Origin of the sequence: Pseudomonas sp. NPDC087598 (genome assembly GCF_044743525.1) — a bacterium.
Taxonomy (GTDB): Bacteria; Pseudomonadota; Gammaproteobacteria; order Pseudomonadales; family Pseudomonadaceae; genus Aquipseudomonas.
This window is the reverse complement of record NZ_JBIUWQ010000038.1, coordinates 1-24,760: the sequence shown is the minus strand read 5'-3', so window position 1 is coordinate 24,760 and position 24,760 is coordinate 1. Positions and strand designations below refer to the sequence as shown.

27 protein-coding genes and 1 pseudogene are annotated in these 24,760 nt (G+C 58.8%); 14 read left to right on the top strand and 14 right to left on the bottom strand.

Annotation, left to right across the window (positions count from 1 at the left end):
• The first annotated feature begins 43 nt into the window (after positions 1-43).
• From ACIOWE_RS19775 to ACIOWE_RS19740, 8 genes are all read left to right on the top strand, one after another.
• Positions 44-493 (top strand): hypothetical protein, encoded by a 450-nt coding sequence (locus ACIOWE_RS19775; RefSeq protein ID WP_401394883.1) that lies wholly within the window; start codon positions 44-46, stop codon positions 491-493.
• A 10-nt stretch (positions 494-503) separates the two neighbouring features.
• Positions 504-875 carry a hypothetical protein gene (locus ACIOWE_RS19770; RefSeq protein ID WP_401394798.1) on the top strand — a complete coding sequence of 124 codons (372 nt, stop codon included), beginning with the start codon at positions 504-506 and terminating at the stop codon, positions 873-875.
• A gap of 19 nt (positions 876-894) precedes the next feature.
• Positions 895-1,443 carry a hypothetical protein gene (locus ACIOWE_RS19765; RefSeq protein WP_401394796.1) on the top strand — a complete coding sequence of 183 codons (549 nt, stop codon included), beginning with the start codon at positions 895-897 and terminating at the stop codon, positions 1,441-1,443.
• Positions 1,430-2,275 (top strand): type IV pilus biogenesis/stability protein PilW, encoded by an 846-nt coding sequence (locus tag ACIOWE_RS19760; protein WP_401394793.1) that lies wholly within the window; start codon positions 1,430-1,432, stop codon positions 2,273-2,275. The genes ACIOWE_RS19765 and ACIOWE_RS19760 overlap by 14 nt, the downstream gene beginning before the upstream one ends.
• On the top strand, positions 2,272-3,033 hold the full coding sequence (locus ACIOWE_RS19755; protein ID WP_401394790.1) for a lysozyme inhibitor LprI family protein: 762 nt from the start codon (positions 2,272-2,274) through the stop codon (positions 3,031-3,033). Before ACIOWE_RS19760 ends, ACIOWE_RS19755 begins: the two co-directional genes overlap by 4 nt.
• 87 nt (positions 3,034-3,120) lie before the next feature.
• Positions 3,121-4,086: a hypothetical protein gene (locus ACIOWE_RS19750; protein ID WP_401394787.1), complete on the top strand. Its 966-nt coding sequence runs from the start codon at positions 3,121-3,123 to the stop codon at positions 4,084-4,086.
• 61 nt (positions 4,087-4,147) lie between these two features.
• The gene (locus ACIOWE_RS19745) at positions 4,148-4,570 is read left to right on the top strand and encodes a hypothetical protein (protein WP_401394784.1); all 423 of its coding nucleotides are present in this window, start codon (positions 4,148-4,150) and stop codon (positions 4,568-4,570) included.
• A 253-nt stretch (positions 4,571-4,823) separates the two neighbouring features.
• Positions 4,824-4,985: a hypothetical protein gene (locus tag ACIOWE_RS19740; RefSeq protein ID WP_185036836.1), complete on the top strand. Its 162-nt coding sequence runs from the start codon at positions 4,824-4,826 to the stop codon at positions 4,983-4,985.
• Between the two features lie 113 nt (positions 4,986-5,098).
• Here the strand turns inward: ACIOWE_RS19740 and ACIOWE_RS19735 are convergent, their stop codons facing one another.
• Positions 5,099-5,461, bottom strand: coding sequence for a DUF6124 family protein (locus ACIOWE_RS19735; RefSeq protein ID WP_401394781.1), 363 nt, complete (start codon positions 5,459-5,461; stop codon positions 5,099-5,101).
• 367 nt (positions 5,462-5,828) lie between these two features.
• On the opposite strand from ACIOWE_RS19735, the gene ACIOWE_RS19730 reads away from it, so the two are divergent.
• Positions 5,829-6,212 (top strand): SCP2 sterol-binding domain-containing protein, encoded by a 384-nt coding sequence (locus ACIOWE_RS19730; RefSeq protein WP_401394778.1) that lies wholly within the window; start codon positions 5,829-5,831, stop codon positions 6,210-6,212.
• Positions 6,213-6,470: 258 nt separating this feature from the next.
• Here the strand turns inward: ACIOWE_RS19730 and ACIOWE_RS19725 are convergent, their stop codons facing one another.
• The 6 genes from ACIOWE_RS19725 to exbB all read right to left on the bottom strand — a co-directional run bounded on the left by ACIOWE_RS19725 (position 6,471) and on the right by exbB (position 13,380).
• The gene (locus ACIOWE_RS19725; RefSeq protein WP_401394775.1) at positions 6,471-7,871 is read right to left on the bottom strand and encodes an aminoacyl-tRNA deacylase and HDOD domain-containing protein; all 1,401 of its coding nucleotides are present in this window, start codon (positions 7,869-7,871) and stop codon (positions 6,471-6,473) included.
• Positions 7,872-7,950: 79 nt separating this feature from the next.
• Entirely contained in the window at positions 7,951-10,026 is a 2,076-nt protein-coding gene (gene recG, locus ACIOWE_RS19720) for an ATP-dependent DNA helicase RecG (RefSeq protein ID WP_401394772.1), read from the bottom strand.
• Between the two features lie 9 nt (positions 10,027-10,035).
• Positions 10,036-10,965 (bottom strand): hydrogen peroxide-inducible genes activator, encoded by a 930-nt coding sequence (locus ACIOWE_RS19715; protein WP_103302608.1) that lies wholly within the window; start codon positions 10,963-10,965, stop codon positions 10,036-10,038.
• Between the two features lie 277 nt (positions 10,966-11,242).
• A complete protein-coding gene (locus ACIOWE_RS19710) occupies positions 11,243-11,989 on the bottom strand; it encodes a TonB family protein (RefSeq protein ID WP_401394769.1) in 747 nt (248 codons plus the stop codon).
• Positions 11,986-12,414, bottom strand: a complete 429-nt coding sequence (gene exbD / locus ACIOWE_RS19705; RefSeq protein ID WP_103302606.1) for a TonB system transport protein ExbD — start codon at positions 12,412-12,414, stop codon at positions 11,986-11,988. The genes ACIOWE_RS19710 and exbD overlap by 4 nt, the downstream gene beginning before the upstream one ends.
• A gap of 6 nt (positions 12,415-12,420) precedes the next feature.
• A complete protein-coding gene (exbB, locus tag ACIOWE_RS19700) occupies positions 12,421-13,380 on the bottom strand; it encodes a tonB-system energizer ExbB (protein WP_401394766.1) in 960 nt (319 codons plus the stop codon).
• A gap of 188 nt (positions 13,381-13,568) precedes the next feature.
• On the opposite strand from exbB, the gene ACIOWE_RS19695 reads away from it, so the two are divergent.
• Complete coding sequence (locus tag ACIOWE_RS19695) at positions 13,569-14,426, top strand: SDR family oxidoreductase (protein ID WP_401394763.1); 858 nt, start codon at positions 13,569-13,571, stop codon at positions 14,424-14,426.
• A gap of 147 nt (positions 14,427-14,573) precedes the next feature.
• Here the strand turns inward: ACIOWE_RS19695 and ACIOWE_RS19690 are convergent, their stop codons facing one another.
• The 6 genes from ACIOWE_RS19690 to ACIOWE_RS19665 form a co-directional block, all read right to left on the bottom strand.
• Positions 14,574-15,314 carry a hypothetical protein gene (locus tag ACIOWE_RS19690; protein ID WP_201236301.1) on the bottom strand — a complete coding sequence of 247 codons (741 nt, stop codon included), beginning with the start codon at positions 15,312-15,314 and terminating at the stop codon, positions 14,574-14,576.
• Positions 15,315-15,383: 69 nt separating this feature from the next.
• Positions 15,384-15,764: a RidA family protein gene (locus ACIOWE_RS19685; RefSeq protein WP_003229509.1), complete on the bottom strand. Its 381-nt coding sequence runs from the start codon at positions 15,762-15,764 to the stop codon at positions 15,384-15,386.
• A 24-nt stretch (positions 15,765-15,788) separates the two neighbouring features.
• Positions 15,789-17,894: a bifunctional GTP diphosphokinase/guanosine-3',5'-bis pyrophosphate 3'-pyrophosphohydrolase gene (gene spoT, locus ACIOWE_RS19680; RefSeq protein WP_401394760.1), complete on the bottom strand. Its 2,106-nt coding sequence runs from the start codon at positions 17,892-17,894 to the stop codon at positions 15,789-15,791.
• Between the two features lie 57 nt (positions 17,895-17,951).
• Positions 17,952-18,215 carry a DNA-directed RNA polymerase subunit omega gene (gene rpoZ, locus ACIOWE_RS19675; protein ID WP_007894670.1) on the bottom strand — a complete coding sequence of 88 codons (264 nt, stop codon included), beginning with the start codon at positions 18,213-18,215 and terminating at the stop codon, positions 17,952-17,954.
• Positions 18,216-18,382: 167 nt separating this feature from the next.
• Positions 18,383-19,003, bottom strand: a complete 621-nt coding sequence (gmk, locus tag ACIOWE_RS19670; protein ID WP_201236302.1) for a guanylate kinase — start codon at positions 19,001-19,003, stop codon at positions 18,383-18,385.
• A gap of 10 nt (positions 19,004-19,013) precedes the next feature.
• Positions 19,014-19,877, bottom strand: a complete 864-nt coding sequence (locus tag ACIOWE_RS19665; RefSeq protein WP_103302951.1) for a YicC/YloC family endoribonuclease — start codon at positions 19,875-19,877, stop codon at positions 19,014-19,016.
• A 270-nt stretch (positions 19,878-20,147) separates the two neighbouring features.
• On the opposite strand from ACIOWE_RS19665, the gene rph reads away from it, so the two are divergent.
• The 4 genes from rph to ACIOWE_RS19645 all read left to right on the top strand — a co-directional run bounded on the left by rph (position 20,148) and on the right by ACIOWE_RS19645 (position 24,241).
• Complete coding sequence (rph, locus tag ACIOWE_RS19660; RefSeq protein WP_003229494.1) at positions 20,148-20,870, top strand: ribonuclease PH; 723 nt, start codon at positions 20,148-20,150, stop codon at positions 20,868-20,870.
• Between the two features lie 28 nt (positions 20,871-20,898).
• Positions 20,899-21,267, top strand: a complete 369-nt coding sequence (locus tag ACIOWE_RS19655; protein ID WP_201236303.1) for a DUF4870 domain-containing protein — start codon at positions 20,899-20,901, stop codon at positions 21,265-21,267.
• A 402-nt stretch (positions 21,268-21,669) separates the two neighbouring features.
• On the top strand, positions 21,670-22,878 hold the full coding sequence (gene gltS / locus ACIOWE_RS19650; protein WP_401394755.1) for a sodium/glutamate symporter: 1,209 nt from the start codon (positions 21,670-21,672) through the stop codon (positions 22,876-22,878).
• Between the two features lie 157 nt (positions 22,879-23,035).
• Positions 23,036-24,241 carry an ISL3 family transposase gene (locus ACIOWE_RS19645; RefSeq protein ID WP_401394753.1) on the top strand — a complete coding sequence of 402 codons (1,206 nt, stop codon included), beginning with the start codon at positions 23,036-23,038 and terminating at the stop codon, positions 24,239-24,241.
• Positions 24,242-24,300: 59 nt separating this feature from the next.
• Here the strand turns inward: ACIOWE_RS19645 and crc are convergent.
• Positions 24,301-24,760 (bottom strand): annotated as a pseudogene (gene crc / locus ACIOWE_RS19640) (catabolite repression control protein Crc); the annotation flags it as partial.

The window sequence follows — 24,760 nt, the reverse complement described above, 5'->3', positions numbered from 1 at the left end:
ATTTTTGGTTCTACTCGGCAGCTTGCTGCTGGCGGTCTCTTCCATGGCTTGCGCCGCCGACCCGGATTTCAAGGATTACACCGTCACCCCGGTCTTCACCGGCACTCACCCTGCGCTGGTGCCGCAGGAAAACAGCAACCCGGTGATGGACAGTGCGCGAGCGAATGCCCTGAAAGGCAAGGTCAACTTCGCCGGCCACTACATCATCAACCCACTGGGTTGTGGCGGCGGTGCCATCTGCGCCGAAGTGCTCGATGCGCGCACCGGAGAAGTGGTCGGCGGGCTGCCGAATGCCTACGACGGCAGCACGTTCGCCATGCTCTACCACCCCGACAGCCGCTTGATCTTCATCACCGGGATTTCCCTCGATGGTGAAGTAGACGCCCAGGGCAATTCGCTGGAAAGCGTCAATCGGGATCGTTACTACGAATTTGTGAACAACGAATTCCGCCTGCTGACGATGACCGACGCGGAATCGCCGCCGCTTGAATAAGGATGTTGGGATGAACCGTTTTTTCATTCGCAGCGTGCTAAGCGTGTTGCTGCTTTTGCCTTTCGCTATGCCCGCGAGTGCCAGTGAAGTCAGTTGCTACGGCTACCTGACTGAACTGGTCAGGAGCAGCAACTTCCCGTTTCAGTATGTCGGCAAGGACAAGGTCAATCTGCTGATTGATGAGGACGACGGAGAAATGGTGTGCGCCCAATTGTTCTTCGACACCAACGGCACCGGGACCATTGGCTGGGTCAAATACACCCCGGCGACACGCATATTACTCAACACCTCGGCGGAACTGGACGAGCCGGTGGCGTTGTCCTTCGACGCCAGGTTCGCCGATGGCTACGCAAAATGCCTGACGGAAAAACAGGCCGGTTAACGGCGAAAGGGAATTCTCGATGAATCAGTTTTATCTCGCGGGCAGCCTCGTGTTGCTGCTCTGCGCGCCTGCGTTTGCAGCGCCGGCGGATGCCTACACCCAGCGCGATGTCATGCAGTGTGGCGGGGTTGAAGTGGTGTTGGTGTCGTCCTGCCGATCGGTGGCAGTGGATGACGCGGAAACCCACCTGATCGCGGTCTGCTCAGACCAAACGATCAACATCGGCGGCAAGGTGCTGCGGCGAGATGTCGGCAAAGTTCTGCAACGTACCTCCGACGGTGCGAAGACGAAGATGCTGAGCAACGTGGTGGTGGCGATGGATTGCGTGACGGGCAGCAAGGGCAGCCTAGTTTCAATCGGTGGTTACGGCGGTTGCGGTGCCTGCCCGGAGTGGCACGGGTATTACTCGACGGCCGGGCGACTGGAGCAATACAGCTTCGATAATACCCAGCGTTCGTTTGGTTCGAAGGGTTCCTGGGAGGAGCTGATTGAGGCGTATGGGGTTAGCAAAAGACAGCTGCAATCTCCAAGCCCGGCGGTAAAAAGGATTGAATATGGCCAGCGTTAAGTGGGTGTTGCTCGGCAGTCTGTTGGCCACCGCCAGTGCCTTTGCCGAGGATCCGCCAGTAGTAGGCGTGAACGGAAATACTGTGACGTTTCGGGCGACGAAATGGACGTTGCCCGGTGTGGATTCGACGACTGCATGGTTCACCGCCAATGGCAAAACCTTCCCAGTCTTCAGCGCCGACGTTGGCGCCGATGGACACTCCGATTGGCTCAGCCCTGACAAGAAAACCTTGTTGCTCGACCCGGTCGTCTTCGGCATGTTGTCTGATGAGAATCAAGAAGAAAAACTGGTGTCGCAACAGCATTGCGATGTGATTTCGATGGAGACCGGTTGCGTGCTGGCTGAGCGCTCTCCTCGTTTTTGTCTCGGCAAATGGGTGGGTAATCAGTGGTTTTCGGACGATGGCGAAGTCCTCACACCCACCCTGGAAACGCAGTCCCCAAAGGACTGGTTGAAATACATCTCGACGATTAAAACTGCGCAGTCCCGCGCTGACTCCATCGAAGGCAGCCTGGACTTTTTAAGCCCCGAATCCTACATGGCCTGCCATCCCCCGGCGCAAAACGTTCAGGCCTACAACGACCTGGGTTTTTACCTGGCCGAGGGCGGTAGAGATGAACTGGCGCTGAAGTTTTATCGCGGTGTTGAGGCGGTCGGCAAGCGCACGGTGCTGATGCTGAACATCGCGGATTCACTGTGGCGATTGAACAAGAAAGACGAAGCACAGCGTTATTACCGCGAGTACGGCGAAGCAATGGCAGCCGCTGGCAAGGCACAGAAGATTCCGCGACGAGTCATTGAGCGAACTGCACATCAGGGAATGAAAAATTGAACAGGTTGGTGCGCTTTATCGCGTTGTCCTTTGGGTTGTTGTTCGCTTCAGCCGCGTTCGCTGAGGACACTTGCAAAGTCATTACAGTGAGCTGGCAATACCTTGAATGCGTTGAAGCCGAAGGTAAGGCGGCCGACGCTAAACTGAATGCCAGTTACAAAAAACTGATGGCGCGCTTCGCGTCTGAGCGAGCAGAAGACCCAGCAGAAGCCAAGGCTTTCATGGCGATCGCCAAAGATTCACAACGTGCCTGGCTCAAGTTGCGCGACACAACGTGCCTGCTGGAAGCCACAGAAGTCCAACCTGGCTCTCAAGCACAGTCCTTGATGGTCAGCTTGTGTGTGGCACGGATAAGTCTTGAGCGTGCTGGTTATCTGGACGCTATCGCCTCTGATCGACCAAGTGATGTGCCCAATATCAGTTTAGTGTCTCAATCTGCCTCTCAACGCTACGGCGATGTCGTGGCTCGCTACGTTAGTACCTTCAGCAATCCTTGCCTGACTGTTCAGATCCTCGCGCCCGACGGCAACTGGAGAGTGCTGTCTGCCAGACAGTTTTGCAGCTTCGATGGCAAAACGTTCTGGAGCGACTATGCCGATGCGGGTTTCAAGGATCATGCGTTCGCCGAGGATGGGTTACACGTAACGCTCAGCCTGACCGAACGCAGCGCGCCCGGGGAGAAGCGGCTGGCCTGCGTGATTCCGATTCAGAACGAGCAAATCAAAGAGCTGAAATGTGGCGCCACCAAATCATCGTGATGCCCTCGCGCTAGTTATTGAAGATTGATCAATTCGTCGATCAACAAGGAAGTAATGGAAGTGACCAGGTTTTCAAGATGTGTGTGCATGCTCGTATCGATCATCGGTCTTACCGCGCCACCGGCAACGGCTAATGACCTGCAAACCATCGAGCAAATGCATCCGCCGGTGGTGGCATCGGTGGGCGAGCAGAAGATCACCGTGTTGTTCTTGAAGAACACGCTCAAAGGTCAGACGACAGGTGCCTACGTCCCCGGTGGTGAGGTTTTTTACACGACGATGAATGCCACGAAGCCAGAACTCTCGTTTGTGGCGCCGCTCATAGGTGATGAAGTCACATCGGTGTTTTTCTTTGAACGCAAATTCCCTGAGCGAGCGGGGAAGTCCTTGTACGTGCTCATGAGGCAAAAAGAGTCAAACGGTGGTTTCGAAGGCTACACCTATTGGACGCTGGAATTGCCACTCATCAAGCAGGGCGAGCAGTTGTCGTTGCGTTTTTTTCGCGGTGATCCACCAGACCCCGAGTTGCAGGACTGCCGCGACGGTCGAGACCTTGAAAACGGTGTCAATGTTGTGTGCGCCTACAAGGATGCGGCGAGTATCAAAAAGCGTCTGGCAGACCTCGATGCAAAGATCATTGCCGATTCAAAGCATCAACAGGACCTGCGCCAGAAGTCGCCCAAAACCAACGACGGCGTGACCAGTGCTGCTTGTCCTTCACCCGAGTTTTCAGTGTTCCTCGCGACGTTTTCCGAACACGCGGATGTGCAAAAAGCCTTCGTCCAGCAGCCACTGCAGATGGTCACGACGGTAGCGGGCGATCCCGAGCCGGAGCTGCAAAAGCGCAGCCTCAGCGGTGATGAACTCAAGTTTCCAATCATTCCGGATCTGGCAAAGCGAGAGGCCCAGGGCCTGACGTTGACCGTCAAGGAAGAGCGGGGCAACAAAGCGACTGCAATCCTGCAGAAGCCGGATACCGACTATGTCTTCGAGTATCGGTTTGAGCGTGGGCAGTGTTGGCAGTTGAAAGAAGTGATGGATTACTCGCTTTAGTTGACGCCGTGCGCTGTCGAGGCCGAGTTGGCTTTTCAGAAAAATTGGGTGAGAGGGATTTGTGAAAAAATTGCTTTTATTGCTGATGTTGGTGTTGCCGTCGACGGCCTTCAGTGAAGTCATTACCAGCGTTTATTGCTTCCGCTCGCAGGAAGGTAAAAATATCAATTTTGAATTCAGAACCTATTTTGACTCTGCTACCAAATGGAGCGGTGCTGGCGTCAAGTACAGTAAATCCAAGGAGACTATTGGCCTCGTTCATCGCGATACTGAACAAGAAGAATTGGTATATGGGCGTCCCTATCAGTACACGACTACCTGGACAGAGGTGACTGACGGCGCGCTGGCAGGTGAGTATCAAATGGTCACTCAGGGTGGTCGTGTTGATTCGATGACGTATAAAAACTACAAGTCTGAAAAAAAGTACTCGTTCAAGCACGATTTCAATATGGATGTCTCACCTGAGAGAACGTGTCAGTGGTGAACACGGGCTGATAAGAAGGGGAGTCACCGTCCCTTTTAACCCAGACATCTCGATCCGCCACTGAGCTGTGGTGCTGTTTGCTTCGATCAGATAATCAATATCAGAGTGTTTCTGGCGGCTATTCAAAATCTTTCAAATGTCGCTACTCTCGACCTTCAAATTGCCATTGGTTATCCATGTCCAAGAATCGCGGAGGCCGGTAGCGCTGTCAGATAGGGCTATCCAGTCAAATTTCGAGACCCGAGAGGTTTCCATGAAAAAGTCCAAGCATGAACCCAAGCCTATGATGGCTGCCCGGTTCCAGGCTGAAGCTCGTGAAGTTTTGGCCAAGCGTTCCGGTAAGCGCAGCCGCTTTCTGGATGTCGCACTGTCCAAAGGCATTGATTTTGAACCTGTCGGTCGACTGGCTGGCTGACGGTTTCGGATTCTCAAAAAAGCTGCCGTGATTGGCAGCTTTTTTGTGTCTGGGTTTTTAGAGGTTCATCAAAAAGGGGACTTAACGTCCCCTTTTTGCATCCGCAAATCGCCTCACGGCTTGGTCGGCGTACTCCGCACTTCAATGTGATCAAGCATGCCTTCCACCATCAATCGCACTCCGTCCGCCATTCTGCTCAAGGCCAGCGCCACTGAGCGGCGTGAGCCTTCGAGGTCGTCGGCCAGGTCGGAGGCGATGACGCTGATCGACAGCAGGTCTTCCGAGGCATTGGCCATGAGGGCTTCGGCGTCGGTGCCGGGGGAGAGGCTGAAGAGGCCGCCCTGGCGTTTGGCTCGGGGTTCGACGGCGGGTTTGAAGTGGTGGTCGAGGGCGCGCTCGGCGGCTTCGTGGAATTTCTTTGAGTTGGGGGATTCGTAGGGGGAGGTTGCATCGGAGGCGAATGTTTCGTCGGTCATCGGTGTAAATCCTGAGCAGTTAAATTGATTTGCCCCGAGATTCGGACTTGCACATCCGAGTCACCGTTCTTCGGTGACGCACTGAGGCTATCGATAACCATCCAAAGCGCCTAGTTCATGAACAGCCCTGCGGGTTGCAGGAAATTTCCCATAGATTTGCGGGGTGGAAGATCAAAAGATCGCAGCCTTCGGCAGCTCCTACAGAAATGTGTGTCTGGTGGTGTAGGACGTTGCTTTGAAAGTGTGACTTGGCGGTCATCGTGCGGGGAAAACGGGGGATCGTCTTCTAACGGTATTGGATAGTGGCGTTATGGCGCGAAGTCGCTACACTGCCCCGGCCGTTCATTTTCCTTTTGAGGCTGTGTGCATGAAATTTCGTTTTCTACTGTGGATGCTGGGTCTGTTGATGGGTAAGGCCAGTCGGAAAAATCCTGCGTTCCAGCAGCAGTTGGGTGACAAGGAATTGGTGTTCCAGCTACAGACCCTGGACGGGAAAGTGGCGCGGCATTTCCTCGTGAAGGATCAGCGGATCACCAGCAAGTCCGGCACGTATGCCGAGCCTGCGTTTGCGATTGCCTTTAAAGATGCTGCGTATGGTTTTGCCACGATGCAGGCGAAGAACAAGCAACTGGCGTTCATGCAGGGGATTCAGGACAAGTCGATCCAGATCAAGGGCAACCCGGCACTGGTGATGTGGTTTCAGGGGCTGATGAAGTATTTGAAGCCGAGAAAGGCCAAGCCGAAGGCTTGAGCCGAGTCTTGATGAGAAGAGCTTTTGTGGCGAGGGAGCTTGCTCCCGCTGGGCTGCGGAGCGGCCCCAAATCCTGAAAACCGAGTTTTACCTGACACACCCTGCCGGCTGTTTTGCGACTGCTGCGCAGCCGAGCGGGAGCAAGCTCCCTCGCCACAAGGGGTTGTGTTGAGTCAGGTAGACCGGGTTGGATTCTTGGCGAGCAGGCTCGCTCCCACAGGGATTTTGGTGATCCTTGGGGAGCGGGTCTGTTTGCGTTTAGGCCTGGCTGAACTGCGAAGCGAGTTCGCGCAGCAGGACTTCGGCTTCGAGGACTTTGCTGACGACGTCGTTGGCTTTGTCGCGGCTCAGGCCGACGCGTTCAAGCAGGGCGTCGGGGATGTCTTCATCCGGTCCCGAGCCAATCCCGCGACCACGCAGCAGGCGTACGGCCAGGCACACGAGGTTCGGGTATTCGGCGTAGGCGCCGTCGTAGCCTGGGTCGTGCTGGAAGCGCAGGGCGGTGGCCAGCTCGTCCGGCATGTCCCAGTAGCGCATCAGCCACGAGCCGATCTGTTCGCGGCTGATACCGAGCAGGTGTTGCTCGATGTAGCTGTGGCACAGGTGCGGGTTGACCTCCAGGTGACGGCAGATCAGCGAGAAGTGCGGCGGAAAGACGTGGGCCAGCAGCAGGTAACCGAAGTTGTGCAGCAGGCCGGCGAGGTAGGTCAGGCCAGCTTCCGGGCGCTGGGCGCGCGGCATGGCGCGGGTCAGGCCTTCGATGACGGCGGCGGTGTAGATCGATTGCTGCCAGTACGGCGTGGTGTGTTGCGGGTGGTCTTTGGGCAGGCTCAGGGTCTTGCCGAGGGCCAGGCCCAGCGCCAGATTGATCACCAGATCGAAACCCAGCACGCGAACGATCGCGTCTTCCACCGAACGAATCTTGCCCGGCGAGGCGTAGTACGGCGACGCCGCCCAGCTCACCACTTGCGCGGCCAGCGCCGGGTCGGTTTCGACCACGCCGGTGATGTCGTCGATGGTCGCGTTGGGGTCGACGCGCAGCTTGATGATTTTTTGTGCCGTTTCCGCCAGTGGCGGAATCTCGATGGTCGCTTCCAGACGCTGCTGGATGCGCCGCGCGGTGAACGCTTGCACGGCCTGAGTGATTTCCTCGCGGTCGTCGTCCGGGCGGTCGAGGTTGGGACGGATGCTGCTCAGAGCTTCGCCGAAGTTGGCGGCGCTGGCCTTGGTCAGCATGGTCTTGAAGTCTTCGCTGGCGATTTCCAGCAGCAGGCCCGGCTCACCGGAGTTGATCAGCAACGTCGGTTCGCGCAGCAGGCTTTCTTCATAGAGGCACGGCGAACTGGTCAGTGCCGGCAGGCCCGGCAGCAGGCTCAGGCTGTGTTTGCCGAGCATCTTTTCCAGGCGCTCGGTCGAGACGGCGGTCAGGCGACGGCCCGTCAGTTCGGCGAGGCGGTTGAGATCCAGCAACTGGCTCTGCGGGAACAGCACCATCAGGGCGCCAACGGCGTCGTCCAGCAACACGGCTTGCACTTTGCGCGAGGCATTGAGGCCGTGGTGGTCGAGCACTTCTTCGTAGGCGACGCCCAGCTTGTTGAGCAGCAGCCGAATTACAGACGGAGCGTGCGGAGATTCGGGGGCGAGAGCAGCTTCGGTCATGGTCTGTATCCGTTTTTGAAACAATTGCAGGAGTATAACCAGCTCTGTCGGAACGAGCTGTCAGAAACTGCGACGGTGCTCACACTTGGCCGTATTGCTGCCCGTGGCGCAGCCAGCGGTCGAGCAATGGGCTGACGTGCGTCGGCCAGCGTTCCAGCAGCGCTTGCGCGGCATCGCGCACGGCCGGCAAAAGGTCGGCGTCGCGCATCAGGTCGGCGACCTTGAATTGCAGCAGACCGGTCTGGCGGGTGCCGAGCATTTCGCCGGGGCCGCGCAGTTCGAGGTCTTTTTCGGCGATGACAAAACCGTCGTTGGTCTCGCGCATGATGCCCAGCCGCTGACGGCCGATCTGCGACAGCGGCGGATGGTAGAGCAGCACGCAATGGCTGACCGCGCTGCCCCGACCGACCCGGCCGCGCAACTGGTGCAGTTGCGCGAGGCCGAGGCGCTCGGGGTTTTCGATGATCATCAGGCTGGCATTGGGCACGTCGACGCCGACTTCGATCACCGTGGTGGCGACCAGCAGTTGCAGGTTGCCGGCCTTGAATTCGGCCATGACCGCAGCTTTTTCCGCAGGCTTCATGCGCCCGTGAATCAGCCCGACTTTCAGCTCGCCGAGGGCCGCGGTGAGGTCTTCGAAGGTGGTTTCGGCGGCCTGACAGGTCAGCTCTTCCGACTCTTCAATCAGCGTGCACACCCAATAGGCCTGACGGCCCTCGGCGCAGGCACTGCGCACGCGTTCGATGACTTCGACGCGGCGCGTGTCGGTGACCAGCACAGTGTTGACCGGGGTTCGCCCGGGCGGCAGTTCGTCGAGGATCGAAGTGTCGAGGTCGGCGTAGGCGCTCATGGCCAACGTCCGTGGGATCGGTGTGGCGGTCATGATCAACTGGTGCGGACACATGCGCCCGCCGACGCCTTTCTGCCGCAGCGCCAGGCGTTGCTGGACGCCGAAGCGGTGTTGTTCGTCGATGATCACCAGCGCGAGGTTCTTGAACTGCACTTCGTCCTGGAACAGTGCGTGGGTGCCGACCACCATCGGCGTACCGCTGGCGATCTGTTCCAGCGCCGCGACACGATTCTTGCCTTTGAGCTTGCCGGCTAGCCACGCGACTTCAATGCCCAGCGGTTCGAGCCAGCGCTTGAAGGTGATGAAGTGTTGTTCGGCGAGAATCTCGGTCGGCGCCATCAGCGCGACTTGATAGCCAGCTTCCAGTGCTTGCAGCGCGGCGAGGGCGGCGACCACGGTTTTGCCTGCGCCGACGTCGCCCTGAATCAGCCGCAGCATCGGTTCGTGCTGACTGAGGTCGTAGGCGATTTCGTTGCCGACCCGTTGCTGGGCGCCGGTCGGTTTGAAACCGAGGTTGGCCAGGTATTTCGGCGGCAGTTTTGTGGCTTTCGGCATGGCCGGCGCACGGAGTGAACGCATGCTTTCACGCAGGCGCTGCTGCGACAGTTGATGTGTCAGCAGCTCTTCAAAGGCGAGGCGATGTTGCGCCCAGTGATGACCGAGGGCGAGTTCGTCGACATCGGCATCGGCAGGCGGGTTGTGCAGGTAACGGATCGCATCGGCCAGTGGCGCCAGTTGATAGTCGCGGGCCAGTTCGGTCGGCAGCCAGTCGGGCAGGGTGGCAGGCTTGAGCATCGCCAGGGTCTGCATGCACAACTGACGCAGCCGCGCCTGTGTCAGGCCTTCGGTGAGCGGGTAGACCGGGGTCAGAGTTTCATCCACCGGTGGTGGTTCGTCGCCCGTGATGGCGCGGTATTCCGGGTGGTAGATTTCAAGGCCGGACGCGCCGGGCCGGGCCTCGCCGTAGCAGCGAATCCGCGTGCCGCGCTTGAGGCCTTCTTTTTGCGCGTTGCTGAAGTGGTAGAAGCGCAGGCTGAGGCCGCCAGTGCCGTCCTGTAAACGGACGACGAGGCTGCGCCGCCGGCCCATGACCACGTCGGCGCCGCTGACGGTGCCTTCGACCACGGCGTCCTGTCCCGGCCGCAGTGCACCGATCGGCACCACGCGGGTGCGATCCTGATAGCGCAGCGGCAAGTGGAACAACACGTCCTGGAGATTCTCCAGGCCGACCTTGGCCAATTTCTCGGCCATGGCTTCGCCGACACCCTTGAGTGCCGTCACCGACACTTGCGACAACTCAGTCATGACGCTCGCTTAACCGGCCGTAACCGGTGCCGCTGGCTTGGCCACCGAGCACAGGCGAACGGAGTCGGCGAGGATCTCGATGGCTTTCGGCCGCGGGAAGCTCGCGCGCCAGGCAATGGCCACGGTGCGGAACGGCACCGGCGGCGACAGCGGACGCACTTCGATCACGCCCGGGGCGTAGTGATGGCTGTCCACCGCCGACAACGGCAGGATCGAGATGCCCAGGCCGGAGGCGACCATGTGCCGAATGGTTTCCAGTGAACTGGATTCGACCGTGGTGTGCTTGGCGCCGTCGTTGCCCTTGGTCAGGGTCGGGCAGGCTTCCAGCACTTGATCGCGGAAGCAGTGGCCTTCGCCGAGCAGCAGCAGGCTCTTGTCGTTGAGCAGGCCGGCGTCGATGGTTTCTTTTTGCGTCCACGGGTGCTGGGCCGGCATCAGGACGTAGAACGGTTCGTCGTAGAGCGGCAGGGTCAGCACGTCGGCTTCGTTGAACGGCAGGGCGATGATGATCGCGTCGAGTTCGCCGTTGCGCAGTTTGTCGCGCAGAACGTGAGTGAAGTTTTCTTCGATGTACAACGGCATCTGCGGGGCGACCCGATGCAGTTGCGGAATCAGGTGCGGGAACAGATACGGGCCGACGGTGTAGATGGCGCCGACTTTCAGCGGGGCGGTCAGTTGATTCTTGCCGGCCTGGGCCAGCTCGCGGATGCCTTGGGCTTGCTCGAGGACTTTTTGCGCCTGGGCGACAATGCCTTCGCCGACCGGGGTCAGGCGTACGGCGCTTTTGCTGCGCTCGAAAATCAGCACACCGAGTTCGTCTTCAAGCTTTTTCACGCCCACGGAGAGGGTCGGCTGACTGACGTGGCACTTCTCGGCCGCGTGACCGAAGTGCTGCTCTTGGGCGAGGGTAACGATGTAGCGTAATTCTGTGAGAGTCATAGCAAGCGTCCATGAAGATGCGGGCCAAGCATACCGGCTGCAATCGATAGACGCACGTTATCAGACTGAGGGAGGAGTGCGACACCGGGCAATGCCCGTTTGCCGCGTACAGATATGCAAAAGGCACCTTTCGGTGCCTTTATCTCGATTTAACCGTCGCCACATAACCCCTGTGGGAGCGAGCCTGCTCGCGAAAGCGGTGGGTCAGACAAGCATGTGCTGACTGACACGACCTCTTCGCGAGCAGGCTCGCTCCCACAGGGTATTGCAGTGTTGCTTAGCGGCGACGTTCCAGCGAGTAAACAAACGGCGCAACAATTTCGATCGAGCCGTTGTTCAGCATATCGGCCGGTGGCTTGGGCAGCGGTTGTGCGCGGCGGATCATTTCCAGGGTGGCCCGGTCCAGATCGGCGTTGCCGGAGCGGCCCACCAGTTCGAACGACAACACATTACCTTCGCCATCGACCACAAAACGCAGGCGGTTCAGACCTTCCTTGCCCCGTGCCTGGGCGCTGGCCGGGTACTTTTTGTACTTGGCCAGATGCGCGAGCAGGGTGCCTTGCCAACTGGCCTTGGCGGCCATTTGTGCAGGCGACGGGCCTGGCGCAGGCTGGGCGGATTTCTCCGTTGGCGCCTGAGTCGGTTGGGTGTCGGCCGGTTTTTCCTCGGAAGGTTTTTCCTTCGGCGGATCAGGCTGCTTCTTCTCGACTGGCTTCGGCGGCTGAGGCTTGGGCTTCGGTTTAGGCTTCTGCACCGCGATTTCGGCTTTCGGTGCTTCGGCCAGTTTCGGAATCGGCAACTCTTCAACCGGAGCCGGTGGCTGTGGCGGTGTGACGACTTTTGGCGGTGCAGGCGGTGGCGGGGCCGGAACCGGTGCCAGCTCGACCATCATTGCCTGCGGCGGCAATTCGATGGGCGGGCGGGCGGTCCAGTTCAGCGCCAGCGCGATGGCCAGCGCATGAACGCCCAGCACCACGGCCAGGCTACCGCTGTAACGCGTCAGCTTATGGCGCGTCGTGATCATTTCTTGACCGCGCTCTCGAGTCCGACCAGGCCAACCTTCAGGTAACCGGCAGAGCGCAGGTTATCCATCACGCTCATCAGGTCGCCGTAATCCACGCCTTTATCGGCCTGGAAGAAGATCGTCGTGTCTTTCTTGCCTTTGGTGCGGGCGTCGAGGGTGGCGCCCAGTGTTTCAGGCTTCACTTCGTCTTCACCGAGGAACAGGCGCTGGTCAGCCTTGACGCTGAGGAACACCGGTTTCTCCGGCCGCGGCGCCGGTTTGGCGGTCGAGGCAGGCAGGTCGACTTTGATATCGACGGTGGCCAATGGCGCGGCCACCATGAAGATGATCAACAGCACCAGCATCACGTCGATGAACGGCGTGACGTTGATTTCGTGGTTCTCGGCCAGATCGTCGTCTGCGCCTTCTTTCAAATGCAGGCCCATGGCCGATTACCCCACTTTCACCATGTGCGGTTGCGAGCTGCGCTCAGGCTGGTGATCGAGGTCACGGCTGACCAGCAGCAGAACTTCTGCCGAGGCATCGGAAACCTGCGCCTTGTAACCGGCGATGGAGCGGGCGAAGACGTTGTAGATCACTACTGCAGGAATCGCCGCAACCAGACCCAGTGCGGTGGCCAGCAGCGCTTCAGCGATACCGGGCGCTACAACAGCAAGGTTGGTGGTCTGGGTTTTGGCGATGCCGATGAAGGAGTTCATGATGCCCCAGACGGTACCGAACAGGCCGACGAACGGCGCGGTGGAACCGATGGTGGCGAGGACGCCGGTGCCGCTGCTCATGTTGCGACCGCAAGCGGCGACGAGGCGCTCGAGACGGAAGCTGACGCGTTCCTTGATGCCTTCTTTCTCGCGGCTGTTGACCGACAGGCGCATTTCTTCGAGCGCGTCGTGCACCAGCAGGTTGGCGAGGGTGCCTTCCTTGCCCGCGGTGGCGCTGGCTTCTTTAAGGGTGGTGGCTTTCTTCAGGGCGGCGATTTCACCACGCAGACGACGCTTGGCGCCCATCAGCTCGAAGCCTTTGGCAATCCAGATGGTCCAGGTGATGATCGACGCGATGGCCAGACCGATCATCACGATCTTCACGATGATGTCGGCGTTCTGGTACATGCCCCATGGCGACAGGTCGTGGGCCATGCCCAGAGTGTTGTCGGCTTCGAGAACTTCAGGGACGTCGGCCGCATCGACAGCTTGCACTGGATCGGTGGCGGCCGGAGCAGCGGCTGGCGCGTCAGCAGCAGGTGCGTGTTGTTCGGTGGCTGCCGGGGTGGCCGGCGCCTGAGCGTCGGCGAAAGCGGCGGTCGGTGCCAGCATCAGGCTGAGCAACAGTGCCGCCACCGCGCTAAAGGCGCGAGGTCGTTTGGTTGGCGAAGCGGGAGTTTGATTGCGTGTCATGCTGGCCGGACCTGAGATAGAAAAACGTAGATGCTCTTCCAGGCCTCGTAAGGCCGAGAACAAAAGTGGCGTGCATTATTGCAAGTAATTCTTGTTAACAAAAGTAATAGAGTATCTTTTTTTCCTTGATTGCTAGCCGCTCGTCATCTGTCGGGGCTAGTCTGTCGCTTTCCGATGGGAGTTTTTTGATGTCCGCGCCTTCTGTTTTGATTGCCGGTTGTGGTGATGTCGGCAGTCGTCTGGCCACGCAATTACTGGCTGCTGGCTGGGAAGTTCACGGCCTGCGCCGGGACGTTTCACGCCTGCCCGATGGCGTCATTGGCGTTGCCGGTGACCTGTTCAATGAAGACTGCCCGGCGACCTGGCCGGTGGGGGCGGTGGATTACCTGGTGTACTGCGCGGCTGCCACTGATCACGATGAAGCCGGGTATCGCGCGGCTTACGTGCAGGGCCTGCAGAACGTACTGAGCTGGCTGGACGATTACGGCCAGGTGCCGGAGCGGCTGATCTTTGTGTCCAGCAGCAGCGTTTATGGGCAGATGGATGGCGAGTGGGTGGATGAGAACTCAGAGACCGTCGCTGCCGGTTATTCCGGGCGATTGATGCTCGAAGCCGAGCAGGTAGCGCTCAAGAGCGGCATCCCGGCGAGCATTCTGCGTCTGACCGGAATCTATGGCCCTGGCCGTGAATGGCTGCTGACTCAGGTGCGTCGAGGTTATCGAGTGGCCGTTGATCCGCCGCTGTATGGCAATCGGATTCATGCCGATGACGCGGCGGGGTTGCTGGCATTCCTGTTGGAGAAGGCTCGGCAGGGCGTGAAGCTGGAGGATTTCTACATCGGCGTCGACGATGCACCGGCGCCGTTGGCCGAAGTGGTGGGCTGGCTGCGCGAATATCTGGGCGTTACCGAATGGGCGGAAGATGCCAGCGTTCGGCGCACTGGCAGCAAGCGTTGCAGCAATGCGCGGGCCAAGGGCCTTGGCTGGATGCCAACGTACCCAAGCTATCGCGAGGGCTACGCGGCGATCCTCGAAGGTAAATGCTGACTCCCTGACTCCCTGACACCCCAAAAACTACTGTGGGAGCGAGCCTGCTCGCGAATCGGTGTGTCAGACAACATTGCTTTGGCTGACACACTGCTTTCGCGAGCAGGCTCGCTCCCACATTTGATCTTCAGTGGTTTCAGAGGCGGGTTACTGCTTCTCGAGCAACCACTTGCGCTCGCCCGGCGTGTACTGCGGCATTTCATCAGCCAGTGCCGTGTTCACCGCCTGGAAAATCTCCAGTTCCTTGCCCTTGCGCGCAAAGATGTAGGCATTGCCCTGCCCGTTGAGTTGCAGCCACATGTTGTCATTGGTGCTGCTCATCGACGCGCAATCACCTGCCAGGCACAGGGCATACCGGTCGGCCCCCGGCAAACCGGAGACCTGGCCGTCGGCCTGGAACTGCACGGTGTTGCCTTCACCCTGACCGCTGGCGATTTTCCAGCTGCCGCCCATGTAGGCGGAATACAGCGCGCGTTCGAAGCTGGCGCCGATTGGCGCGCCTTCCGGCACCGGGATCTGCGCGCGGTCGAAGACTTGCTCCGGTTCGTTGTCGCTGGCAGCTTGTTGCAGTTGTCCGCCATCACGTTTCAGCTCGCTGGCGGAGCTGCCATAGAAGTCGACTTTCCAGGCGCCGGACTGTTCGCCCAGCAGCCGTCCTTCGACGTTCTCAAAACCGTTGGTGTAGCGGGCCTGGCTGGCCTTGGTGTTGACGTCCCACTCCAGGTTCGGGCCGTAGGCCTGAAGCGCTTCGCGCAGGGGGCCGCCCTTGGCTGCGGCATCGATCGCCACCTGGTTGATCCAGGTGCCGCTGATGTCACGATCGGCAGGGTTGCTGGCGCAGCCGCCGAGGAAAATGGCGAGCAGCGGGAGAGCTAGCGCTTTGCGCATGGTGGAATCCTTTCAAAACCTTGTCTTGCTGAGCAGTCGGCGCGGCGTTTGAAGGCCGCGCCGTGCGCATTACTCGATGACCAGAATGGCATCCATTTCAACCTGCGAACCCTTTGGCAGGGCAGCAACGCCGATGGCGGCGCGGGCCGGGTATGGCTGGTCGAAGTATTTGCCCATGATCTCGTTGACCTTGGCGAAGTGGCTCAGGTCGGTGAGGAAGATGTTCAGTTTGACGATGTCCTTGAACGAACCGCCGGCCGCTTCGGCTACGGCTTTGAGGTTCTCGAACACCTGGACGGTCTGGGCTTCGAAGCCTTCAACCAGTTCCATGGTTTTTGGGTCCAGAGGAATCTGGCCCGACATGTAGACGGTGTTGCCAGCCTTGATTGCCTGGGAGTAGGTGCCGATGGCAGCCGGGGCCTTGTCGCTGGTGATAACAGTCTTGGTCATGTATGACTCCTTGTTAGATGTGAGTTATGCACGCATGCGGGTAATGCGGATTACCCCGGTCAGGGCGCGCAGCTTCTTGATCACGCGGGCCAGGTGCACACGATCGTGGACGCTGACCACCAGTTGCACGACGCTGATGCGACCATCGCGTTCGTCCATGCTGATTTTCTCGATATTGCCGTCCGCCGCGTTGACGCTGCTGGCCAGCAGCGCGATCAGGCCGCGTTGGTGTTCCAGCTCGACGCGCAGTTCGACGTTGAATTCGCCGGTGACATCCTTGGCCCACGAGAGCTGGATGCATTTTTCCGGGTTGTGCCTGATTTCGCTGATGTTGCGGCAGTTGTCCAGGTGCACGACCATGCCTTTGCCCGCCGACAGGTGCCCGACAATCGGGTCGCCCGGGATCGGCGTGCAGCATTTGGCATAGCTGAGGACCAGACCTTCGGTGCCGCGAATCGCCAGCGGGCCTTCCGGGCTTGGCAACTGTTCGCCTTCGCCGAGCAGGCGGCGGGCGACGACGTAGGCCATGCGGTTGCCCAGGCCAATGTCTTCGAGCAGGTCTTCGATCAGTTCGAGGCGGTACTCGGTGAGCATCGCCTTGACGCGTTCGGCCGGGATCTTCTCCAGCGAACTGTCGAAACCGTTGAGCACTTTGTTCAGCAAGCGTTCGCCAAGGCTGATGGACTCCGAGCGGCGTTGCAGTTTCAGTGCATGGCGGATATGCGTGCGCGCTTTGCCGGTGACCACGAAGTTGAGCCAGGCCGGATTCGGCCGCGCGCCGGGCGCGCTGACGATCTCGACCGTGGAGCCGCTTTGCAGCGGCTCGGACAGCGGCGCGAGGCGGCGGTTGATCCGGCAGGCGATGCAGCTGTTGCCGACGTCGGTGTGTACCGCGTAGGCAAAGTCGACCGCCGTGGAGCCTTTCGGCAGCTCCATGATCCGGCCTTTGGGCGTGAACACGTAGACCTCGTCCGGGAACCGGTCGATCTTCACGCTCTCGATGAATTCCAGCGAGTTGCCGGCGCGTTGCTGCATTTCCAGCACGCCTTTGACCCACTGGCGGGCACGGGCGTGAGTGCCTTTCGGCTGCTCGTCACCGCTGGATTTGTACAGCCAATGGGCGGCGATGCCGTTGTTGGCCATCTCTTCCATTTCGCGGGTACGGATCTGGATCTCGATCGGTACGCCGTGCATGCCGAACAATGTCGTGTGCAGCGACTGATAGCCGTTGGCCTTGGGGATCGCGATGTAATCCTTGAAGCGCCCCGGCAACGGTTTGTACAAATTATGCACAGCGCCTAGCACGCGGTAGCAGGTATCGACCTTGTCGACGATGATCCGGAACGCATAGACGTCCATGATCTCGTTGAAGGCCCGACGTTTGCCGCGCATTTTCTTGTAGATGCAGTAGAGGTGTTTCTGGCGACCGCTGACTTCACCCAGGATGCAGTCGATTGCGAGGCAATGGCCGAGGGATTCTTCGATCTTGTTGACGATTTCCTTGCGGTTGCCCCGGGCGCGTTTGACCGCCTGGTAGATCCGCGCCGAACGCATCGGGTGCATGGCCTTGAAGCCGAGGTCTTCGAATTCGATACGAATGGCATGCATGCCCAGCCGGTTGGCGATGGGCGCGTAGATCTCGAGGGTTTCCTTGGCGATGCGCCGGCGCTTTTCGCCGGACAGCACTTCCAGCGTGCGCATGTTGTGCAGGCGGTCGGCGAGCTTGACCAGGATCACGCGAATGTCGCGGGCCATGGCCATGGCCATTTTCTGGAAGTTTTCAGCCTGAGCTTCGGCCTTGGTCTCGAAATTCATCTGGGTCAGTTTGCTGACCCCGTCGACCAGTTCGGCCACGGTTTCACCGAACTGCGCTTGCAGCGCTTCTTTGGCGATACCGGTGTCTTCGATCACGTCATGCAGCATCGCCGCCATCAGGCTCTGATGGTCCATGTGCATGTCGGCAAGAATATTGGCCACGGCAAGAGGATGCGTGACATACGCCTCGCCACTGCGGCGGCGTTGACCGTCGTGGGCTTGTTCGGCGTAGAAATACGCTCGGCGGACCAGATTGACCTGGTCATTGCCGAGGTAGGTCGATAAGCGATCGGCGAGGGCGTCTATGCTCGGCATGATGACTCCTGCCGTTCGCTGTGACCCCGCGCCGTGCTACGTCGACCAGGCATAGGCTTAGACGGCCTCGTTGGACTCGTCCTCGAACGCTGCGAACAGCGGTTCGTCTTCGACGATTTCAGCGTTGGCGATGAACTCGTAGCTCATCAGGCCTTCAGCGATTTCACGCAGCGCTACTACGGTAGGCTTGTCGTTTTCCCACTGAACCAGTGGCTCTTTGCCGCCGGTGGCCAGTTGACGGGCACGTTTGGTAGAGAGCATGACCAGCTCAAAACGGTTTTCCACGTGGTTCAGGCAGTCTTCAACGGTTACGCGGGCCATGGTATTCCTCGGAGCGAATGCAAGATGCGCGCTGCCCGGTTGGGCGAGCGGACTCAACAGTTTAAAAAATCACCAGCGATTAGGGAAGCGCTGATTTTTTAACCAAGCCCTTCAACGCGCCGCAAGTGCCAATGTAAAGCCCTTGCAGCGGTTTTGGGAAGTACTGATTAGCCGAGCAATTCGGCCAGTAATTTGCCGAAACGTACCTGTTGGCGCTTCTGTTGCAGCTGATTGGCGCGGAAAATCGCCTTGAGATCGTCCAGCGCGTGGCCGAAATCGTCGTTGATGATCAGGTAGTCGTACTCGACATAGTGGCTCATTTCACTGACGGCTTCGCGCATCCGGCCGGCAATGATCTCGTCGCTGTCCTGGCCGCGGTTGGTCAAGCGCTGATGCAAGGCTTGCAGCGATGGCGGCAGGATGAAGATCGAACGTGCCTGCGGCATCAGCTTGCGCACTTGCTCGGCACCTTGCCAGTCGATTTCCAGAATCAGGTCGTGACCCTCGTCCAGAGTTTGCTGCAGGCGGCTTTGCGAGGTGCCGTAGAAGTTGCCGAAGACTTCGGCGCGCTCGAGGAAGTCGCCGTGCTCGCCCATCTTCACAAACTCTTCGCGGGAGACGAAGTGATAGTTAACGCCATCCACTTCGCCCGGGCGCATGGCGCGGGTGGTGTGGGAGATCGATACGCGAATCTCCGGATTGGCATCGGTCAAAGCCTTGACCAAACTGCTTTTGCCCGCGCCCGATGGCGCGGAAATGATGTACAGGGTGCCGGTGCTGTGGGTCATGTCTGTTGCCTTACTCAATATTCTGCACTTGTTCGCGCATCTGCTCGATCAACACCTTGAGGTTGACGGCGGCCTGGGTGCTGCGCGGGTCGAAGGCCTTGGAGCCCAGTGTGTTGGCTTCGCGGTTGAGTTCCTGCATCAGGAAGTCGAGGCGACGCCCGGCCGCACCACCGGACTTGAGTACCCGGCGAACTTCGATGATGTGGGTGCTCAGACGATCCAGCTCTTCGGCCACGTCGCTTTTTTGCGCGAGGATGACCATTTCCTGTTCCAGACGCTGCGGATCCAGTTCGGCCTTCATGTCGGCGAAACGGTCGAGAACCTTTTGACGCTGGGTCGCAAGCATCTGCGGTACCAGTTCACGCAGGGTCACGACGTCTTCTTCAATGGATGTCAGGCGTTCGTTGATCAGTCGAGCCAGCTCCGAACCTTCACGCTCGCGGCCCGCTTTCAAATCTTTCAGGCCTTGATTGAACAGGGCGAGGGCTTCGGCATTCAGCGCTTGCGGATCGCTTGCATCTGCAACCAGCACGCCAGGCCAGGCCAGCACCTCCAGCGGGTTCAGCGCGGCCGGATTCTTGATCAGCCCGGCAACGGTCTCGGCGGCGGCGACCAGTTGCGCGGCGCGCTCACGATCAACTTGCAGCGGCTTGCCGGTGCTTTCTTCAGTGAAGCGCAGGGTGCATTCCAGTTTGCCTCGCGACAGGCCCTGACGCAGGGCTTCGCGGACGGCGCCCTCGAGGTCGCGAAACGACTCCGGCAAGCGCAAGTGCGGTTCCAGATAGCGGCTGTTGACCGAGCGCAGTTCCCAGCTCAGGGTGCCCTGGACGCCGGCTTTTTCGACGCGGGCGAAGGCGGTCATGCTGTGCACCATGGCGGTGACCTCGCAATGCAGATCGGCGCGGAACTGCAGTTCCGCGGGCGCGATATGAATGAATTTAAGCCGACTGGCAGCAAAGGCGCAGGATTGTAGCGCAGTGCGGCGAATGCGCCCAAACACACGGTGTGACAAAGGGCTGCAGCCCGTCGGTAATGCGTGGTTCAGGGGCCTCGGTCGTCGGTCCGGATTTTTAACAAGTGCCCAGTGGCGGTGCAGGGCTCTATAATGCTCGGCAGTTTTCCGTCCCCAGTACAGGTATTCCCTATGAAACGTCCAAGTGGTCGCGCTGCCGATCAGCTTCGCTCGATCCGCATTACCCGCAACTACACCAAACACGCCGAGGGGTCCGTACTGGTCGAGTTCGGTGATACCAAAGTCATCTGCACCGTCAGCGTCGAAAACGGCGTGCCGCGTTTCCTCAAGGGGCAGGGCCAGGGTTGGTTGACCGCCGAGTACGGCATGCTGCCGCGCGCCACTGGCGAGCGTAACCAGCGTGAAGCGAGCCGTGGCAAGCAAGGCGGCCGCACTCTGGAAATCCAGCGCCTGATCGGCCGTTCGCTGCGCGCAGCGCTGGACATGTCGAAGCTGGGCGACGTGACCCTGTACGTCGACTGCGACGTGATCCAGGCTGACGGCGGTACGCGTACCGCGTCCATCACCGGTGCCATGGTCGCGCTGGTCGATGCGCTGAAAGTGATCAAGAAGCGCGGCGGCCTGAAAGGCGGCGACCCGCTCAAGCAAATGATCGGTGCGGTATCGGTTGGCATGTATCAGGGCGAGCCAGTGCTGGATCTGGACTATCTTGAAGATTCCGCCGCCGAGACTGACCTCAACGTCGTCATGACCAGCACCGGTGGTTTCATCGAAGTGCAGGGCACCGCCGAAGGCGCGCCGTTCCAGCCTGAAGAGCTGAACGCGATGCTGGAACTGGCCAAGAAAGGCATGAACGAGATTTTCGAACTGCAGAAGGCTGCACTGGCCGACTGAGCAGGTTCCAACCCGCAAGGAGGACGCGATGAGTGACGAGCAAGAGCTGCTGCCCAAACCGAGCCAGGAGGTTCGCCAATGGGCGATGTTTTGTCACCTGTCCGCCTTGCTGGGGATCTGGATTCCGTTCGGCAATCTGATCGGGCCGTTGATCCTGTGGCAGATGAAACGCGAGTCGGATCCGTTCATTGATGCCCAGGGTAAGGAAGCGCTGAACTTTCAGATCACCGTGGCGATTGCTGCGGCGATCTGCCTGTTGCTGATGGTGCTGATCATCGGCTTCTTCTTGCTTGGTCTGCTGGCCATCGGAGCGCTGGTCTTGACGATCATCGCCGGAGTTAAGGCTAACGAAGGTTTTCCTTATCGTTATCCGTTCACCTGGCGGTTGATCAAATAACGATCAACGAAAACTCCCTCATGGGAACTGTTGTAGTTCGTAGCGGTTGAAAATAAACGCCCTGACTTGTCAGGGCGTTTGTGTTTTTGCAACTGGATTAATTGCCTTGGCGCGTAGGATTAGTCTATTTGCGATGAGTGGATACATAAGTTGTTACATCATTTACATGGTTACACTTTTAGTCACAACTACGGTGCCTTGGTGTTGCCCTCTATCTTGGCAATTGGACTTCGTGGTTGTTAAAGTCGTCGCACGTTATATTCCTGTTGAAATATTTCGATATATTCAGGCCATCGAAGGTTCTTGAATTTCACAGCAATCAGTGTTGAGACGATCAGCCGGTTCATGGGGCGTGGTTAGGTAAAAATTGCGCCTCTGAATATATAGCCAAGAATAATCCCAATGATGCAGTTTGATTTTTATGGAACACTTGTGGCCGCCTCCTTAGTGCTTCTGCTGGGGCGCGGACTTGTTACACGTGTCGCATGTTTGCGTAATTACAATATCCCCGAGCCCGTCGCGGGCGGTTTAGTGGTTGCTCTGGTTTTATTGGTGTTGCGCACTTTCGATATTGAGATTCGCTTCGACACTTCCCTGCAAACACCTTTGATGTTGGCATTTTTTGCCACCATCGGATTGAGTGCAGACTTTGCCAGCCTGAAGAAGGGTGGCCGGGTCGTAGGCATATTTCTATTGGCGGTCACCGGGCTTCTGGTCGTTCAGAATGCTATGGGCATCGGCCTGGCGACAATGCTCGGGCTGGATCCGTTGATGGGCTTGCTGACGGGTTCGATCACCTTGGCGGGCGGCCACGGTACGGGTGCTGCTTGGGGCACGGTGTTCAGCGAGAAATACGGCCTGGCATCTGCTTCCGAACTGGCGATCGCCTCTGCGACATTCGGCCTGGTGCTGGGTGGCTTGATTGGTGGTCCGGTGGCTCGCCTGCTGATCAAGCGCGTTCAAGTGCCGGGCTGCAATCCACAGGAAACGCCACGGTTACCAAAGGGGTTTGAGCAGCCGAACAAGGAGCGTTCGATTACGCCGTTTTCGTTTATCGAGACCCTGGCCTTGATCGCCGTCAGCCTGCTGGGGGGCAACCTCTTGAATGGCCTGCTGCAAGGAACGGCGTTTGAGTTGCCGACGTTTGTCTGCGTGCTGTTCGTCGGGGTCGTTCTGCGTAACGGGTTGTCGGCGTTGGGCTTGTATCAGGTGTTCGAGCGCGAAGTCTCTGTGCTGGGAAATGTCAGCCTTTCGCTGTTCCTGGCAATTGCCTTGATGTCGCTCAAATTGTGGGATCTGGCCGCTCTGGCGTTGCCGATCTTCATCATCCTGGCTGTACAGGCCTTGGTCATGGCACTCTTTGCGATCTTCGTGACGTTCAGAATGATGGGTAGCAACTACGATGCGGCGGTACTGGCAGCAGGTCACTGCGGTTTCGGGCTGGGCGCGACGCCAACCGCCATCGCCAACATGCAGGCGGTGACACAGCGCTACGGGCCTTCGCAGATTGCGTTTCTGGTGGTGCCGATGGTGGGTGCGTTCTTCATCGACATCATTAACGTGATCGTTATCAAGCTGTACCTGGCACTGCCGTTTTTCGTTGCCGTCTGATCCGCGGCTCATGTCCGGCGATCGTTGATCTGCTTTAGCGTGGTTTAGCGCATAAAAAAATGGTTCATCACGGAATCCCGGGAAACACAGAAACAAGAACGCCGATTTGGTTGATGATGTTCGTGCGAGCAAACACATCTAACAAACCGGCGTTCTTATGCGCGATATTAATACTTTCCTTCCTTTTTGGGAGGGCTTTTCTGTCGTCACGATCAAGCCTGATGGTGACGCCCTCCAGATTGATCTGACACCCCACGCTACCCGATTTCCTTCCTGTGGCGGGTGCCAAAAAATCTGTTCAACCACGCATGAATATTGCGAGCGAGTCATTCGCGATTTACCCATTCTCGGTCGTGCGGTGCGCCTGAGCGTTTTACTCAGGCGCGTTGATTGCCGCGATTGCGGTAAACGCATGGAGGCCGTCAGTTGGCTGGATCGCTATGCCCGTATGACACGGCGTCTGGCAGAGGCGGTCATTCGAGCCTGTGAACGCCTTCCCACGTTGCACGTGGCGCAGATGTTTGGGCTGCATTGGGAGACCGTTCGGTTGCTGGAGCGTCGAGCCTTGCAAGCAGCATTGAGCATTTTGCCAAAGGCGCAACCGCGACGTTTGGTGATGGACGAGTTCGCGCTGTTCAAAGGTCATCGTTATGCCAGCGTTGTCCTGGATGCGGATACACGGCGGGTGCTGTGGATCGGCGAAGGCCGCAGCCGGGCGGCGGTCAGGCCATTTTTCGAAGAGCTGGGGCCAGAGGGTTGCGCTCGCATCGAAGCGGTGGCGATGGACATGAACACCGCTTTTGATCTGGAGGTTCGTCAGCACTGCCCACAAGCACGCGTGGTCTACGACCTGTTCCATGTGGTGGCCAAATATGGCCGAGAGGTGATTGATCGGGTGCGCGTCGACGAAGCCAATCGACTGCGTCATGACAAACCGGCCCGAAAGGTCATCAAGCAGGCGCGATGGCTGCTTCTGCGTAATCCGCAGAACCTGAAAACACCGGAACAACAGGTTCGCCTGGAGGATCTGCTGGCGGCTAACCAGGCATTGATGACGGTCTATTTAATGAAGGCTGAACTCAAAACGCTCTGGACGCCGAGTACTGCCTGGAGTTGGAGATCGGCATGGAAGCAATGGCTGCGCCATGCTCAAGAAAGCGAAATACCTGCTCTGATCCAGTTTGCCAAACGGCTAAAGGCATACTGGCGAGGCATCGTAAGCCGGGTTCGCTGGCCGATGCACACAGGTCAGCTGGAAGGAATGAATAATCGAATAAAGGTGATCAAGCGGATGGCGTACGGCTACCGGGATAGCGAATTCTTTTTCATGAAGATCAAGAGCGTCTTTCCCGGCAATCCGTGATGAACCAAAAAAATGCCCGTATCGTTTGATACGGGCATTTTTTGTCTGCGAATGGACGCTTAGATGGTCAGCGTCCAGTCGTAGTCGACGATCAGCGGCGCGTGCTGCGAGAACCGCGGCTGACGTGGCAGGCGTGCACTGCGTACAAAACGGCGCAGGCCTGGCGTCAGGATCTGGTAGTCGAAGCGCCAGCCGAGATTGAGCATCTCGGCCTGTTCGTTGTCTGGCCACCAGCTGTACTGGTCGCCTTCGCGGCTGACTTCGCGCAGGGCATCGACATAGCCCATGTTGCCGACAATCTCGTCCATCCAGGCGCGTTCTGGCGCCAGGAAGCCCGGGGATTGCTGGCTGTCGCGCCAGTTCTTGATGTCGAGCTTCTGCTGCGCCACGTACAGCGAGCCACAGTAGATGTACTCGCGACGTTTGCGTCGCTGTTTGTCCAGGTACTTGCCGAAGTCGTCCATGAGCTTGAACTTCTGGTTCAAGTCCTCATCACCGTTCATCCCCGAAGGGAGCAGC